Annotated in this window: 16 protein-coding genes and 1 pseudogene; 8 read left to right on the top strand and 9 right to left on the bottom strand. The window is 60.2% G+C overall.

Features of this window, described 5'->3' with window-relative positions:
• Positions 1 to 349: 349 nt before the first annotated feature.
• The 5 genes and pseudogenes from CYJ07_RS20310 to CYJ07_RS11875 form a co-directional block, all read right to left on the bottom strand.
• Positions 350 to 910: a hypothetical protein gene (locus CYJ07_RS20310; protein WP_156085496.1), complete on the bottom strand. Its 561-nt coding sequence runs from the start codon at positions 908 to 910 to the stop codon at positions 350 to 352.
• Complete coding sequence (locus tag CYJ07_RS20220; protein WP_106427352.1) at positions 903 to 1,874, bottom strand: DUF4747 family protein; 972 nt, start codon at positions 1,872 to 1,874, stop codon at positions 903 to 905. The genes CYJ07_RS20310 and CYJ07_RS20220 overlap by 8 nt, the downstream gene beginning before the upstream one ends.
• Before the next feature lie 52 nt (positions 1,875 to 1,926).
• Positions 1,927 to 2,301 (bottom strand): DUF427 domain-containing protein, encoded by a 375-nt coding sequence (locus tag CYJ07_RS11885; protein WP_104203913.1) that lies wholly within the window; start codon positions 2,299 to 2,301, stop codon positions 1,927 to 1,929.
• A gap of 313 nt (positions 2,302 to 2,614) precedes the next feature.
• Positions 2,615 to 3,265, bottom strand: a complete 651-nt coding sequence (locus tag CYJ07_RS11880) for a DUF6544 family protein (protein WP_197038344.1) — start codon at positions 3,263 to 3,265, stop codon at positions 2,615 to 2,617.
• Positions 3,266 to 3,350: 85 nt separating this feature from the next.
• Positions 3,351 to 3,750, bottom strand: a pseudogene (locus CYJ07_RS11875) (GFA family protein).
• A 124-nt stretch (positions 3,751 to 3,874) separates the two neighbouring features.
• Here CYJ07_RS11875 and CYJ07_RS11870 point away from each other — a divergent pair.
• On the top strand, positions 3,875 to 4,516 hold the full coding sequence (locus tag CYJ07_RS11870; RefSeq protein ID WP_104203912.1) for a DsbA family oxidoreductase: 642 nt from the start codon (positions 3,875 to 3,877) through the stop codon (positions 4,514 to 4,516).
• 27 nt (positions 4,517 to 4,543) lie between these two features.
• On the opposite strand, the gene CYJ07_RS11865 is transcribed toward CYJ07_RS11870, so the two are convergent.
• Complete coding sequence (locus tag CYJ07_RS11865; RefSeq protein WP_104203911.1) at positions 4,544 to 5,317, bottom strand: ADP-ribosylglycohydrolase family protein; 774 nt, start codon at positions 5,315 to 5,317, stop codon at positions 4,544 to 4,546.
• A gap of 191 nt (positions 5,318 to 5,508) precedes the next feature.
• Here CYJ07_RS11865 and hmuQ point away from each other — a divergent pair, with 191 nt between their 5' ends.
• Positions 5,509 to 5,841, top strand: coding sequence for a heme-degrading protein HmuQ (hmuQ, locus tag CYJ07_RS11860; protein WP_104203910.1), 333 nt, complete (start codon positions 5,509 to 5,511; stop codon positions 5,839 to 5,841).
• A gap of 95 nt (positions 5,842 to 5,936) precedes the next feature.
• Here hmuQ and CYJ07_RS11855 read toward each other — a convergent pair whose 3' ends face one another.
• On the bottom strand, positions 5,937 to 7,202 hold the full coding sequence (locus tag CYJ07_RS11855; protein ID WP_104203909.1) for an MFS transporter: 1,266 nt from the start codon (positions 7,200 to 7,202) through the stop codon (positions 5,937 to 5,939).
• 43 nt (positions 7,203 to 7,245) lie between these two features.
• Here CYJ07_RS11855 and CYJ07_RS11850 point away from each other — a divergent pair, with 43 nt between their 5' ends.
• Both CYJ07_RS11850 and CYJ07_RS11845 read left to right on the top strand, forming a co-directional pair.
• A complete protein-coding gene (locus CYJ07_RS11850; RefSeq protein WP_231489621.1) occupies positions 7,246 to 7,752 on the top strand; it encodes a winged helix-turn-helix transcriptional regulator in 507 nt (168 codons plus the stop codon).
• Between the two features lie 58 nt (positions 7,753 to 7,810).
• Positions 7,811 to 8,491: a 5'-methylthioadenosine/S-adenosylhomocysteine nucleosidase gene (locus tag CYJ07_RS11845; RefSeq protein WP_104203907.1), complete on the top strand. Its 681-nt coding sequence runs from the start codon at positions 7,811 to 7,813 to the stop codon at positions 8,489 to 8,491.
• Between the two features lie 17 nt (positions 8,492 to 8,508).
• Here CYJ07_RS11845 and CYJ07_RS11840 read toward each other — a convergent pair whose 3' ends face one another.
• Entirely contained in the window at positions 8,509 to 8,850 is a 342-nt protein-coding gene (locus CYJ07_RS11840; RefSeq protein WP_197038343.1) for a cupin domain-containing protein, read from the bottom strand.
• 172 nt (positions 8,851 to 9,022) lie between these two features.
• Here CYJ07_RS11840 and CYJ07_RS11835 point away from each other — a divergent pair, with 172 nt between their 5' ends.
• The 4 genes from CYJ07_RS11835 to CYJ07_RS11820 all read left to right on the top strand — a co-directional run bounded on the left by CYJ07_RS11835 (position 9,023) and on the right by CYJ07_RS11820 (position 12,030).
• The gene (locus CYJ07_RS11835; protein ID WP_104203906.1) at positions 9,023 to 9,511 is read left to right on the top strand and encodes a pyridoxamine 5'-phosphate oxidase family protein; all 489 of its coding nucleotides are present in this window, start codon (positions 9,023 to 9,025) and stop codon (positions 9,509 to 9,511) included.
• A gap of 260 nt (positions 9,512 to 9,771) precedes the next feature.
• Positions 9,772 to 10,107 carry a hypothetical protein gene (locus CYJ07_RS11830; RefSeq protein WP_104203905.1) on the top strand — a complete coding sequence of 112 codons (336 nt, stop codon included), beginning with the start codon at positions 9,772 to 9,774 and terminating at the stop codon, positions 10,105 to 10,107.
• A gap of 181 nt (positions 10,108 to 10,288) precedes the next feature.
• On the top strand, positions 10,289 to 10,855 hold the full coding sequence (locus CYJ07_RS11825; protein WP_104203904.1) for a TetR/AcrR family transcriptional regulator: 567 nt from the start codon (positions 10,289 to 10,291) through the stop codon (positions 10,853 to 10,855).
• Complete coding sequence (locus tag CYJ07_RS11820; RefSeq protein ID WP_104203903.1) at positions 10,852 to 12,030, top strand: MFS transporter; 1,179 nt, start codon at positions 10,852 to 10,854, stop codon at positions 12,028 to 12,030. Before CYJ07_RS11825 ends, CYJ07_RS11820 begins: the two co-directional genes overlap by 4 nt.
• Here CYJ07_RS11820 and CYJ07_RS11815 read toward each other — a convergent pair whose 3' ends face one another.
• Positions 12,031 to 12,246, bottom strand: a complete 216-nt coding sequence (locus tag CYJ07_RS11815) for a hypervirulence associated TUDOR domain-containing protein (RefSeq protein ID WP_104203902.1) — start codon at positions 12,244 to 12,246, stop codon at positions 12,031 to 12,033.
• Between the last annotated feature and the right edge of the window lie 34 nt (positions 12,247 to 12,280).

Raw genomic sequence — 12,280 nt, 5'->3', positions numbered from 1 at the left:
AGCTGCCTATGATGGTGGAAACAGGGTTTGCCTTGACGCGCACAAATTCCAAGGCTCTGAATTCACCCACACCGCTCTGCTGTTCCCCGCGTCCCAACCCCATCCTCACACTAGTGCTGGTCTACACCGGCATAACCCGCGAAAGGGTCTGGCTAACGCTCCTAGAGACTGGCCAAGGATGTTGGATGAGACGGCGACGAGGAAGGTGGATAGGGTAAGTGGTTTTGGAATAGGATGAGAGGTGGCACCCGCTTGTGTTCCAGTCAACTTGAAGTGTTTATATTACACTAGACTGGCAGGAGGGCGCTCCAAGAAAACCGATCATAGTACTAATCACACCAGCACAAAACTACTTCTCATTCAATGCATCAACACCAGACCTAGATAACATATAAACAGCAGCAATCACATCAAATATAAGAAACGTTGAATAAACGATAAATGCCAAATGCCAAACCCTCCCAAGAAAACCACATGGGTTATATAAAAAACTCAAAACCATAGTCACAAAAATAATAAAAAGCGGGTAAGCCAAGTCTATCGAAATCATCTTTGCTTTAGCAACGGACTTCTTAGCAACATCCTCGTATGCTCGAGAAGTCACAGCCAAAGCAAAAAGCCCTATAACAAACCCTAAGATACTTGGGTACGCAGATTTCACATATTCCACAGAATCCAAATAAAAGCGTTCAGAAAAAAACCAAAAAAAAGCAAAGGCCGTAAAAAAAGAAACAACAAGGGGAAAGATGACCCTCCTCCCCCAACTTCTCATTGGAGCCAAGGTTAGCAAGTTCTTCTCTTTCCCCTCCCAAACATAAGCATTAACCAGTACCAAAAGATAAAAAAACGGAGGAAAAAATTTTCCCAGTGAAAGTATTTTTTTAACAAAGCTCTTCCTAAAGTCACTCATCGCCTTCACCAGGAGTCATATACTCTTTTGCTTTCTTTTCGTTACCTTCATCATTCTCTTTTGATTTAGTCGAATTATTTTTTGCTGTAATTATTGAATTAAGAACATCGCGCTCAAAATCTTTAGGAGCCTTGTACTCACCACTATCTTCTTCATACTCTTCTACTTCCAATATAATTGGCCTATTATCCGTATGAAAACCCTCTCTTTTTCCAGTTTCGGCATCTCTATAAGAAATAGATGCATGACCTGTCGGCAAAGAAAGCATTAGCAATATCTGGGCAGATTTTGACAACGCAGCCATAACCCCACCTTTTTTTGCTTTCTCAACAACCGTAGATTCTGATATCCCTTTATCTCTATACTCTTTGTCTTTTTCAACGAGTTCCTCTCTTACAAACTCGAAAGAATTTGTAAAGGAAGCCTTAATTTCCGCTCTATAGTAGCCATCCGCTTTACCTTCCAGCTCTTCAATTGCACTATAATCATTGAGCATCGAAGCATCAACCACATGATTCGGGAACTTTTCGTCAACGCATGGCCCAAAAAAATGGTGGAATATTTTCTTCAGCACACTAGGTGAGGGAAGCTTCTTTTTATCCTCTATTGCTAAAACGTGATTCTCAAATGAATAAACAAAGAAAAACGCCTCATAGTCGCTGGACGCTGGCCCGTGCGCTGAATACAGAGGCTTTAGCGTAAACGGCTGCACCACCTCCTCTATCAAATTAAATTTTATAAGATAACCTGAGGCATAGTTTTTCTCAACCTTAACTTGCTTTAACACATGAAAAATACCTCTCGAAACAAGGGCAGCTTCTGTAACTTGACCACCATCCTCCCAAACATAATCCAAATGTTCTTTAAGACGCAAGCAAACATCTCTGTAACCTGAAGAGCCAATATTTCCATGCTTGGCATAATCCAATGGCGTAGCCTGGACATTATAATAAGAAAACCTCATACCAACCCCTCAACCAAACCCAACAAAAGAAAAACAGGCCAAGTAAAAACTCTCATCTCGCTAACACTTCATCCCGCCGAAAACAATGCTCCCGCAGAGCCTTCCAGAGTGAGATTTCTTGATTGGAATGAAAGGAGTCATTTAATATTTGTCCCTGGATGCCCTCTACCGGGCGCTGACTACTCCACGCCACATCCTTGCGCTCACCAAAGGAGAAGCACGAAGCTTCGCCGTTAAGGGGACAGCGGGTCACGGTGTTGGAGAGAATCAGCAGATCCATACCAATATTGCCGCGGGAAAGGTACTGCCGGAACGAATACTCGATAGCATGAGTGCTGTCGGCAAGCAACATATCACCGTCCATAACCTGCACTCGAAGGTACGCCAGATGAAGAGTGATACAAGGCTCGGTGGACTCCTTTTTCATGCGGGCTATCCCTAGCGTACGTGTGTCGTTATGTGTCTTTACGTTTCAGCCTAGCACCGAAGCATGACTTTTCCCATGTGCTGGATCAACGCAACCCAACTAGAGAGGAAGGCTACGGCGCCAAAAGCCGCACCTCCCCCACCCTCGCCCGAAAGAAAGGAAAGTACGCCTCTGTGCCGAAGTGATTGCCGCCGTGGACCCTGGTGGGTAGGGTGAAGCCTTCGAAATTACGGAAGTCGTCGAGATAGCCGCCGAAGGGCTGGAGTCGCCACTCCTTCTCGGGGCTGGCGTTGCTCCATCGTGGGAACTTCACCTAGAGTGGTTGGCCGTTTTCGGCTACGGCAATCTCTATCGATTGCTCCAGCGTGCCGTGGGTGATTACCGCTCGTGCCAGATTGGGCTCGTCGGTCTCTTCCCAGCGCACGCCATGCTGTGGCAGCAGGGCGGCAGGTGTCCAGAAGGAGGCCTCCCCTGCCACACGGCCGAACGACGAGCGTAGGTGATTTTCGTCGTCGCCTGCCCGGGCGACGGGAAGCGTGCCGTTGAGCCAGAAGCGAGTCCAGGAGCGGCCGTTGGCCATGCCGTCCGAGCCGCTTAATTGCATGATCCCCGCACCGGCCCGAATCCGCCAGATAAAGCCGTGCGGCGGGGCGAGGATCTGCCTTGCCCGCATGGGGCGGTAGCCCTGCGCTTCCTTGCTACCGAGACCGATCTCGCCGGTCATATGGATTTCGCTGACGACACGGAGCGGTGTGCCAGGGGCGATGGTGTAGAGGAAGTAGCGCCGCGCCGCGTCGGGCAGGCCTTCGACCATGGCGGGATCGAACGTTTCGACGGTGGCGGGCGCCTGGGATTGCAGCCAGGCCCAGGCCTTGTCCATCGCGCGGTTATCGGCCAGGCGCCAGGCCTGCATGGCCAGTGCCGCTATCAGCAGCAGACCCACCGCCGTTGCCACGTACACCATCCGGTCTCTCCTGCGCTCTGCTCTTGTTCTCTTCTCTCTACGCTCTTCTCTACTCTGTGCCCTTCTTGTGCGGGGCACTGATCACTCAACGGGGGAATTCGGAAAACCTGGGCAGCTCGTCGGCAAGCTCGAACCACTCGGCCTTGGAAGACACCCAGGCGTGGTAGCGTTTGCTGGGCGATACGGGCGTATCCAGGGTGCCGAGCCGCAACCGCTTGGCTTCGGGCATGTCGTCGCGGGCGCTGTAGAGCGGGCTGCCGCACTCGGCGCAGAACACCCGCGCCTTGTTCGGCGTGGGCGCGGTACTCCTTGAGGTATTCCGCGCCCTGGGTGATGCGAAAGTCGGCCGAGCGGATGGGCGCCACGGCGGCGAAGGCCGAGCCTTGGGCCTTCTGGCACTGCTGGCAGTGGCACATCGAGACTTCATCGATCTCGCCGCGGTACTCGTATGTCACTTTCCCGCACAGGCAGCTTCCCTGGTGCATCGGCGTCTCTCCCCGGTGGCTTTCGCTTACGATACCCTTTCGGTATCCGATGGCTGAAACAAGCGTCAAACGCGACCGGGAGATGGTAGGGTTCGAGGAAACCCTACCCCATGGCTCAGCGACCATGCCCCACGTCGACATCACCGTGATTTCCGATGCCATCTGCCCATGGTGCTTCATCGGCAAACGCCATCTCGATCTCGCCTTGGCCGAACTGCCCGAGGAAGTCAGCGTGTCGGTAACCTGGCACCCCTTCGAGCTCAACCCCGACATGCCCGCCGGGGGTCTGTCGCGGCGTGACTACCGCACCGCCAAGTTCGGTTCCTGGGAGCGTTCCCAGGCTCTCGACGCCCAGGTGGAGGCTGCCGCTGCCCAGGCCGGTCTCGAGATTCACCACGAGCGCATGACGCGAACGCCCAATACCTTCGACGCCCACCGGCTGATCTGGCTCGCCGGGGAACATGGCGTCCAGTCGGCGGTGGTCGACGCGCTCTTCCGGCGCTACTTCGTCGAGGGCGAGGACATCGGTGACAGTGCGGTACTGGCCAACGCCGCCCGAGACGGCGGGCTAACGGAACTCGACATACCCGCCTTTCTGGCGGGCGATCAGGGGCGGAGCGAGGTAAAAGCCGGCCTCGACGAGGCGCGGCGCCTGGGCGTGAGCGGCGTGCCCACCTTCATCCTCAACGGCACCACCGGCCTCTCGGGCGCCCAGCCTCCCGAAGCACTGCGCCAGGCGGTTCTCGAGTCGACCGGCAAGAGTTGAATGGTGTCGCTTCAGGCATACCAGGCATCAGGATGCCGGGAATTGGGCTTCGAAGGCTTCCACCACCTCGCGCAATTGCGGCGTCAGCCTTGCCAACGTCTCTCTTCGCAGCGCCTCGGGCAGACCCCCTTGGAAGGCCTCCGCCATCGCACCCGCCATGCACGCCTGGGTGTCGGCATCGCCGCCCAGCGATACCGCATTGCGAATGGCCGATTCGACACTATCGGCTTCCAGAAAGGCGAGGATCGCCGGCGGCACCGAGCCCTGGCAGGAGACATCGAAGCGATAGTTCGGTCGGATCTCATCCAGGGCTTGGGAGAGGTCATAGCCGAAGCGTCCCTTCACCTCGGCACGCAGGCTCGCCTTGTCGGCACCCTGGCGCGCCAGGAAGATCACCGCCGCCACCGCCTGGGCGCCGCGGATGCCTTCGGGATGGTCGTGGGTGACCTCGGCGCTGCGCCTGGCCAGGCTTAGCGCCTCCTCCAGCGACGTGGCGGCAAAGCCCACCGGGGGCACCCGCATGGCCGAGCCGTTACCCCAGCTGTAGTAGGGCTGCCTGTCCCGTTTTGCCGCCCAGCGCATGAAGCCGCCGCCGAATCCGGCGTTCGGATAGCGATGGAAGTAGTCATGGAAGGCGTCGACGAAGTCGCCGCCGTGCAGCAACACCTCGGCGACGGCAACGCAGAGCACGGTGTCGTCGGTAAAGGTGCTGTCCGGCGTGAACAGCGGAAAGTCGCGGTGCTTGGTGCCGCTCCCTTCGTGCACCGAACCGATGATATCGCCGGCGATGGCGCCGAGCATCTTGACCTCCTTGAGCGCTTTGGAGGGATCATCTGAGCGTAGCCAACAACCCCGGTTATCCATAGCCGAAGTCAAGCTACCGGCGGGATCAGCGCTTCAGCGCCTTGGACGATCCTGACCTTGCCCCCTGTCGACGTCGGTGTCATCGTCTTCCGGTCACCATTGGCTGCCAGACCACAAGGAGCAATATCGTGTTCATCGCCATGAACCGTTTTCGGGTCAACCCCGAGCGAGTGGAAGAGTTCGAGCAGATCTGGCTGGAGCGGGAGACCCACCTGCAGGGCCTGCCCGGCTTCGTCGAGTTTCATATGCTGCGCGGCCCCGAGAAGGAGGACCACGTGCTCTACGCCTCGCACACCATCTGGCGTTCGCGCGAGGACTTCGAAGCCTGGACGCACTCCGAGGCGTTCCGCAAGGCGCACGCCAACGCCGGCCAGAGCAAGCGCGAGGGGCTCTACCTGGGCCCGCCGAACTTCGAGGGGTTCGAGGTCATCCAGACGGTCGGCAACGATAGCGATGCCTGAGAATGGATGAGGATCGAAGCATGAGCGCAGCGCTTCGCGCCGTTCATGACTGGGATTGGCCCCTCTAGGCAGGGTCATAGGATCCGCTTCGTTCCTCATTGCCTTCTGGTTCCCGTTTCAAGCTGAGGCGTAGGGGCCGGCATGTACTGCCGGGTGGCCGCCCAAAACATCAGTGCCAGCAGGCTGACCGCCGCACCCAGGACACAGACGCCTTGCCAGCCGGCATGGGCGTAGGTGGCAGTCGTGCCGATCGCCCCCAGCCCACTGCCGACCGCGTAGAACAGCATGTAGAGGCCGATCAATCGGCTGTGCGCCTCCGGCCGGGTACGGAGGATCATGCTCTGGTTGGTCACGTGCAGCGCCTGACCGCCGAGGTCCAGCAGCACGATCCCGATCATCAGCGCCCAAAGCGACCACTCCATCAGTGACAAGGGCCACCAGGCCAGCAGCAGTACCACCAGTGCAGCCGCGCTGCTGCGTTGGCCGAAACCCCGGTCTTGCCACCGCCCGGCACGCGCAGCGGCCAGCGCACCCACGACACCGACCAAGCCAAAGGCGCCGATGACGGTATGCGAGAACTCGTAGGGCGGCGCGCTCAACGGCAGCACCAGTGCACTCCAGAAGATATTGAAGGCCGCGAACATCAGCAGCGCGAGCACGCCACGAATTTGCAGCGCTCGTTCTTCTCGTAGCAGTTCCAGCATCGAGGCAATCAGGCGCGAATAGCGCATGTTGCCAGGGGCGGCAGCAAGCGCTGGCAGCCGCCGCCAGAGCGGTACCGCGAGTGCCAGCATCAACGCGGCGGCCAAGAAGTACACGCTACGCCAGCCGGCCAGGTCGCTGACGCCGCCCGCGAACACGCGGGCCAGCAGCAGGCCAATGAATACGCCGCCTTGTGCCGCGCCGACCACACGGCCCTGCTCATGGGGCGCGGCGGCGCTGGCCGCATAGGCGATCAGCCCCTGCGTCATCGCTGTGCCCAGCAGGCCGACGGCAAGCATGCCGGCCAGCAGCACCGAGGTGGATGGTGCCAATCCCACAACGCTGAGCGCGACCACCAGAGCCAGCAACTGCACGGCCATGAGGCGGCGGCGATCCAGAAGATCTCCCAGCGGCACGAGCAAGAGCAAGGCCAAGGCGCACCCCACCTGTGTAGCCGTGATCACGCCGCCAACGGCCGCATGGCTGATGCTGAACTCCAGGGCCAGCGCATCCAGCAACGGCTGCGCGTAATAGACATTGGCGACGCTCAAGCCACTGGTAGCGGAAAACAGCAGTACCAATCCACGCGACATGTCCGCATGCGGCACGGGCGTACTGTCATGGCACAGCGATGCAGTCGAGATGCAGGGAGCTTTCATGAGCATCACTCCATCAGTCTAGTTTTAAATTGAAACCGATTGAATGCTGGATCAGCGAGTTTTAAAATGCAACTACATCGCTCGTAAAATCGAAGGGGGCTTCATGTCTCGTCGCAAACCTGCGAATGACGGGCCCTGCCCGGTGGCGCGCTCCGTCGATGTGATCGGTGATCGATGGTCACTGCTGATCGTGCGGGATGCTTTTGATGGCACGAACCGCTTCGGCGACTTCCAGCGCAGCCTGGGTGTGGCCCGCAACATATTGTCCGACCGCCTGCGCCAGTTGGTCGAAGCGGGCGTCCTGGAAACCCGGCCAGCATCGGACGGTACTGCCTACAAGGAGTATGTGCTGACGGAACGGGGGAAAAGCCTGTTTCCCGTCGTGGTGGCTTTGCGCCAGTGGGGGGAGCGCCATCTGTTTGCCCCGGGTGAGCGACACTCACGATTGGTCGACAAGAAGACGGGCGAGCCCATACCTTTCATGGCGCCCAAGGCCGGCAGCGACGACGAGTTGTTGCCCGGCGAGGCCGAGGTGCGGAAACTGACGTAGCCCAGCACGTCAAGAGTACACTGGTGCGCTGTACCCCTTGGCAAGGCGAGCAGCGTCGATGAACAACTCCTCTACTTCTTACTCCCGGTTCGATGATTCTGGTGAGGCCAAGCTGACGCAACTCGGCGGCTGCAACGTGCTGTTCGCGATGGCGGCCGAGGCCGAATACGGCCCGCACCTCCGGAAGCGTTTTCCCCCATTCATGACCGGAGTCGGCCCTGTTGAGGCAGCGGTGGAACTCACCGCGGCCCTTGCCGCCCTCGCCCAGCACGGTCGCCTGCCGGACCTGGTGGTGTCGCTGGGCTCGGCCGGCAGCCGTTCGCTCGAGCAGACCGAGATCTATCAGGCGAGCTCCATCGCCTACCGCGACATGGATGCCTCGCCGCTGGGTTTCGAGAAAGGCGCCACGCCCTTTCTCGACCTGCCGGCGATCATGCCCCTGCGGCTGCGCATCCCCGGCATTCCCGAGGCGACGCTCTCCACCGGCGCCAATATCGTCTCGGGCGAGGCCTATGCGGCCATTGCCGCCGAGATGGTGGATATGGAGAGCTACGCCTGCCTACGCGCCTGCATGCGCTTCGAGGTGCCGCTGATCGTGCTGCGCGGTATTTCGGACGGCAAGGCGGAGCTGCACCACGTCGACGACTGGACGGAGTATCTGCACGTCATCGACGAGAAGCTGGCCGCTGCCGTCGACCGCCTCGGCGAGGCGCTGGCCGAGGGGCTGCTGGCGCGCTGACGCTCGAGGTTGCCGGGTCAGGAGGTTTCCGATACGGCTTCGCCACCTTCCGGGCCGTAGAAGAACACCCAGGTGGCGAAGTCATCGGTGAAGTCTTCGAACCGGTGGACGACGCCCGCCGGCACGAACAGCACCTCACCGGCCTCGAAGGGCTGCCGGGTGTCTCCGTTGACGAAATGGCCCGAGCCGGAGAGGACGACGTATACCTCGTCTCGGGTATGCGGCGTTTGGCGATCCACCCCTTCGGGCTTGTAGATCTCGACCTGGAGCGAGCCGTGTCGGAATACCTCGGCAAAGGGCACACCGTTATTGTCCTGCAGCTTCTTCAATGCAGCCGTTGGGATCAGGCGCTCCATCATGGTCTCTCCCCGGTAGGGTTAAAGGTAACTGAGCCGCGGACGGATTCGGCTCACGGAACAAGCAGGGCCCATTTGCTGAGGTGGCCCCGGGTAGCTAGGCTGATTCCGTCATGTTCGGCATTGCCGGCGTGACGGTTATTCGCCGCACCGAACTCGACAGGAGGTTGAAGCCATGTCCAGCCCTGAACACAAGCAGAAGATATGGAAGATGATCAAGGACATCAAAGTCGGCATGCTGGTCACGCTGGACGGCGAGATGCCCCGCGCCCGGCCGATGCACCTGGTGCAGGATGAATATGACGGCACCCTGTGGTTCTTCACCCGCCGCAGTGCCGAGAAGGTTTCCGAGACCAGCCGCGACCACGACGTTTGCCTCAGCTTCTCCGATCAGGAAGAGGGCGTGTACGTGTCGCTCTCGGGCAAGGCCAACCTGACCGCTGACCGCGAGCTGGTCGAGAAGTACTGGAACCCGTTCGTCGCGGCCTGGTTTCCCGACGGCAAGGACGATCCGGACCTCGCCCTGCTGGAGATCAAGGTGACCATGGGCGAACACTGGAAGGCCAAGGAGAGCAAGGTGTTCCAGCTTTATGAGTTCGCCAAGGCCAACATCAAGAAGGACGCCACCCCGAACCTGGGCGAGAACGAGAAGTTCGGTGGCTGACATCGTGCGCCGGCAGCGCCTGTAAGGTGAAGGGCCATCGGCGGCGCGGCCCCGGTGGCCTACTTCACCGCTGGCCGAATATCTTCCCGCAGTGATCCCGACGAGGTGAGCCTCGCTGCAAAGCAATTCCGCCGTGGCTACCCAGGTGTGCGCGGTATGGCGTGCCTTTTTCCATTGAGCTCGCCGCCCTGTCTCAGGCAGGATGAAGAAAGGAAGTAGGTTGGCAAAGACAAGCAACGGCATACCGCTGGAGGAGCCACATGCAACCGCTGAGCTATTACTACTACAACGTGTTGGAAGGTCTCGAAAAGCCGTGCGACGTACCGTCGGCTCAGCTGCAGGAGGGCTACGACATACTGTATCGACATGGCGGGCGCATCGAAATTGACCTGATGCGCAAGACCGAGGATAGCAATGCCCAGGGCATGCCCTACCACTGGTACGAGGCCCTGGATGAAGAGCAGCGGGCGAAACTGCACAAGGCCCTGAATGACGAAGATCCCGCGAAGATTCTCAAGATTATCCAGCGTAACGGCTATGCCGGCGTGCTCTACCACCATGCCTGGCATAACTTCCGGGAGTCGGGAGCCGCCTAGGCTCTGTCCGAAAACTGGCTGCGCTCGGCCATGTCATGCCGACTGCTTGGTCAGTAAGCCCAATATGCAGGGCCGCTTTCCCAGGAAAGCGGCCCTTTTACTTATCGTTTGACACCGTCGACTCTCCTGGTTTTAGATGCACCTGCATTTAGATAGATCGGTCTATATAGGAGCGTATCCCATGCCAGCCTCCAAGCGCGACCAGCTGCTCGCCACGGCCGAGCGACTCTTCTATGAGCAGGGGTTCCACGCCACCGGCATCGACCGCATCGTGGCGGCCGCCGGGGTGGTGCGCATGACGCTCTACAACCACTTCGCCTCCAAGGAAGCCCTGGTCGCGGCCGTGCTTCAGGCCCGCCATAAACGCTTCGTCGCCAGACTCGATGCGGCGATGTCCGCCGCTGCGCCGGGCGAGGCGACACGGGCGCTGGTCGATGCACACGGCCGCTGGCTGGAGGCCTATAGCCGGCATGGTTGCATCATGGCCAAGGCAATGGGTGAATTCGCCGAGCACAGCACCGAGATCCATGCCTTGGCGACGGCCGCAAAGCACGACCTGCTGGCACGCCTCGAAGCCGCCGTGGCCTGCGATGGTCTGAACCATCATGCCGGCCTGGCGCGACGCCTGTTCATGGTGCTGGAAGGCAGCAATACGGCGGTGGTGCTGCTGGGCATGGACACCGCCCTGGCTGACACTCGGGCGGTAGCCGACATACTTCTCGAAGCAGCCCGGAGCGAGACCCCATGAGGCCCCTCTCTCCCCTCGGCATGGCGGCCCTGGGCAGCGGGGTCATTGCCATCACCTACGGCCTGGCTCGCTTCGTGTTCGGGCTGTTCCTGCCCTCGATGCGCGACGAGCTGACGATTTCGCCGACCATGGCGGGTGTGATCGGCGCCCTGCCTTTCCTGAGCTTCGTTTTCGCCATCCTCGCCGCGCCGTGGGTGACGCGCTGCCTCGGGGTTCGCCACGCCGGGGTGGCGGCCGCCGGTCTGGCCGGAGCCGGGCTGTTGACGATCGCCCTGGCGCCGTCATCGCTGCTTCTCGCCGTCGGCGTGCTGACCTGCGGCATCAGCACGGGGCTCTCCTCGCCGGCGATGGCGGAGGCGGTGTCCCGGGCCGTGCCGCCCGGGCTGCGCGGGCGGGTCAATGCCACCATCAATGCGGGCACCAGCCTGGGGATCGCGCTCGCCATGCCCGCGGTGCTGATCTGGGCGGAAGCCTGGCGCAGCGCCTATATCGGGTTCGCCGCCCTGGCAGCATTGGCCGCCCTCGCCGCTCTGTGCTATTTGCCTCGCGAAGCACCACGTTCCTCGCGGTCTCGCCCGGCAGCCCTGCCGGTGAGTCGTGAGCAATGGCTGGGCATAGCCCGGCTGAGTGGCCTTGCCGTTGGCATGGGTTGCGTGAGTGCGGCCTACTGGGTGTTTGCACCCGATGCGGTGATCAACGCCGGCGGGCTCGGCCCGAGCCAGACCGCCTGGATGTGGCTGGCAGTCGGCCTCGGGGGGCTGACGGGCGCCGGCGCCGGCGATCTCATCTCGCGCTTCGGGCCGGCGCGCAGCCATGCGGCCAGCCTCATGGTGATGTCTGGCTCCATTGCGCTGCTCGCCCTCGATCCCGGCAACTTCGCCCCCGCCTTGTCATCCGCGGCCCTGTTCGGCGCCGGGTACATGACCCTGACCGGTTTCTACCTGGTGAGGAGCATCCAGATCATGAACGAGGCGCCCGCCTTCGCCCCGGTGCTGCCGCTGCTGGCCACCTCGGTCGGCCAGGTCGCCGGCTCTCCACTGGCGGGCTGGCTCGTCGGCGCCGAAGGCCATGCCGCCGCCTTCATGCTCTTCGCCACCCTGGGGCTCGCCGTTGCCGGGCTGGGGTTGTGGTTATTGAAGGAGAGAGCCGTCTCCAATGTGCGCGCTCCTGGATAGCTAGTCATCGATCTTGGTCAGCGCCGAGTCCTTGTGCATAGCGATGTGATCGGTCTTGTCGCTCTTGATCTCATACTGCGGCTCGTCTTCGCTGGCGTGGCGCTTGTGCCCCTTGTACTCCGTGTCTTTGGTATGAACGCGGATAATCTTTCCGCTAACGTGGCCTGCCTCGGAGTTCCATTTCACATGATCGCCAACCTTGAAACGCTTTGTCATCGCTCACCTCAAGCTAGAGAGTCCGATTCAACGT

This window comes from Billgrantia saliphila, from assembly GCF_002930105.1.
Taxonomy (GTDB): Bacteria; Pseudomonadota; Gammaproteobacteria; order Pseudomonadales; family Halomonadaceae; genus Halomonas; species Halomonas saliphila.
Note: the sequence above shows the minus strand (reverse complement) of the source record. Positions and strands in the feature narration are given on the sequence as shown.

What these genes read in the sequence shown, in the direction of transcription:
- CYJ07_RS20310 (WP_156085496.1), bottom strand. Translation starts at nt 910, where the DNA reads ATGAGTGACTTTAGGAAGAGCTTTGTTAAAAAAATACTTTCACTGGGA.
- CYJ07_RS20220 (WP_106427352.1), bottom strand. Translation starts at nt 1,874, where the DNA reads ATGAGGTTTTCTTATTATAATGTCCAGGCTACGCCATTGGATTATGCC.
- CYJ07_RS11885 (WP_104203913.1), bottom strand. Translation starts at nt 2,301, where the DNA reads ATGAAAAAGGAGTCCACCGAGCCTTGTATCACTCTTCATCTGGCGTAC.
- CYJ07_RS11880 (WP_197038344.1), bottom strand. Translation starts at nt 3,265, where the DNA reads ATGGTGTACGTGGCAACGGCGGTGGGTCTGCTGCTGATAGCGGCACTG.
- CYJ07_RS11870 (WP_104203912.1), top strand. Translation starts at nt 3,875, where the DNA reads ATGCCCCACGTCGACATCACCGTGATTTCCGATGCCATCTGCCCATGG.
- CYJ07_RS11865 (WP_104203911.1), bottom strand. Translation starts at nt 5,317, where the DNA reads ATGCTCGGCGCCATCGCCGGCGATATCATCGGTTCGGTGCACGAAGGG.
- CYJ07_RS11855 (WP_104203909.1), bottom strand. Translation starts at nt 7,202, where the DNA reads ATGAAAGCTCCCTGCATCTCGACTGCATCGCTGTGCCATGACAGTACG.
- CYJ07_RS11850 (WP_231489621.1), top strand. Translation starts at nt 7,246, where the DNA reads ATGCTGGATCAGCGAGTTTTAAAATGCAACTACATCGCTCGTAAAATC.
- CYJ07_RS11845 (WP_104203907.1), top strand. Translation starts at nt 7,811, where the DNA reads ATGAACAACTCCTCTACTTCTTACTCCCGGTTCGATGATTCTGGTGAG.
- CYJ07_RS11840 (WP_197038343.1), bottom strand. Translation starts at nt 8,850, where the DNA reads ATGATGGAGCGCCTGATCCCAACGGCTGCATTGAAGAAGCTGCAGGAC.
- CYJ07_RS11835 (WP_104203906.1), top strand. Translation starts at nt 9,023, where the DNA reads ATGTCCAGCCCTGAACACAAGCAGAAGATATGGAAGATGATCAAGGAC.
- CYJ07_RS11830 (WP_104203905.1), top strand. Translation starts at nt 9,772, where the DNA reads ATGCAACCGCTGAGCTATTACTACTACAACGTGTTGGAAGGTCTCGAA.
- CYJ07_RS11825 (WP_104203904.1), top strand. Translation starts at nt 10,289, where the DNA reads ATGCCAGCCTCCAAGCGCGACCAGCTGCTCGCCACGGCCGAGCGACTC.
- CYJ07_RS11820 (WP_104203903.1), top strand. Translation starts at nt 10,852, where the DNA reads ATGAGGCCCCTCTCTCCCCTCGGCATGGCGGCCCTGGGCAGCGGGGTC.
- CYJ07_RS11815 (WP_104203902.1), bottom strand. Translation starts at nt 12,246, where the DNA reads ATGACAAAGCGTTTCAAGGTTGGCGATCATGTGAAATGGAACTCCGAG.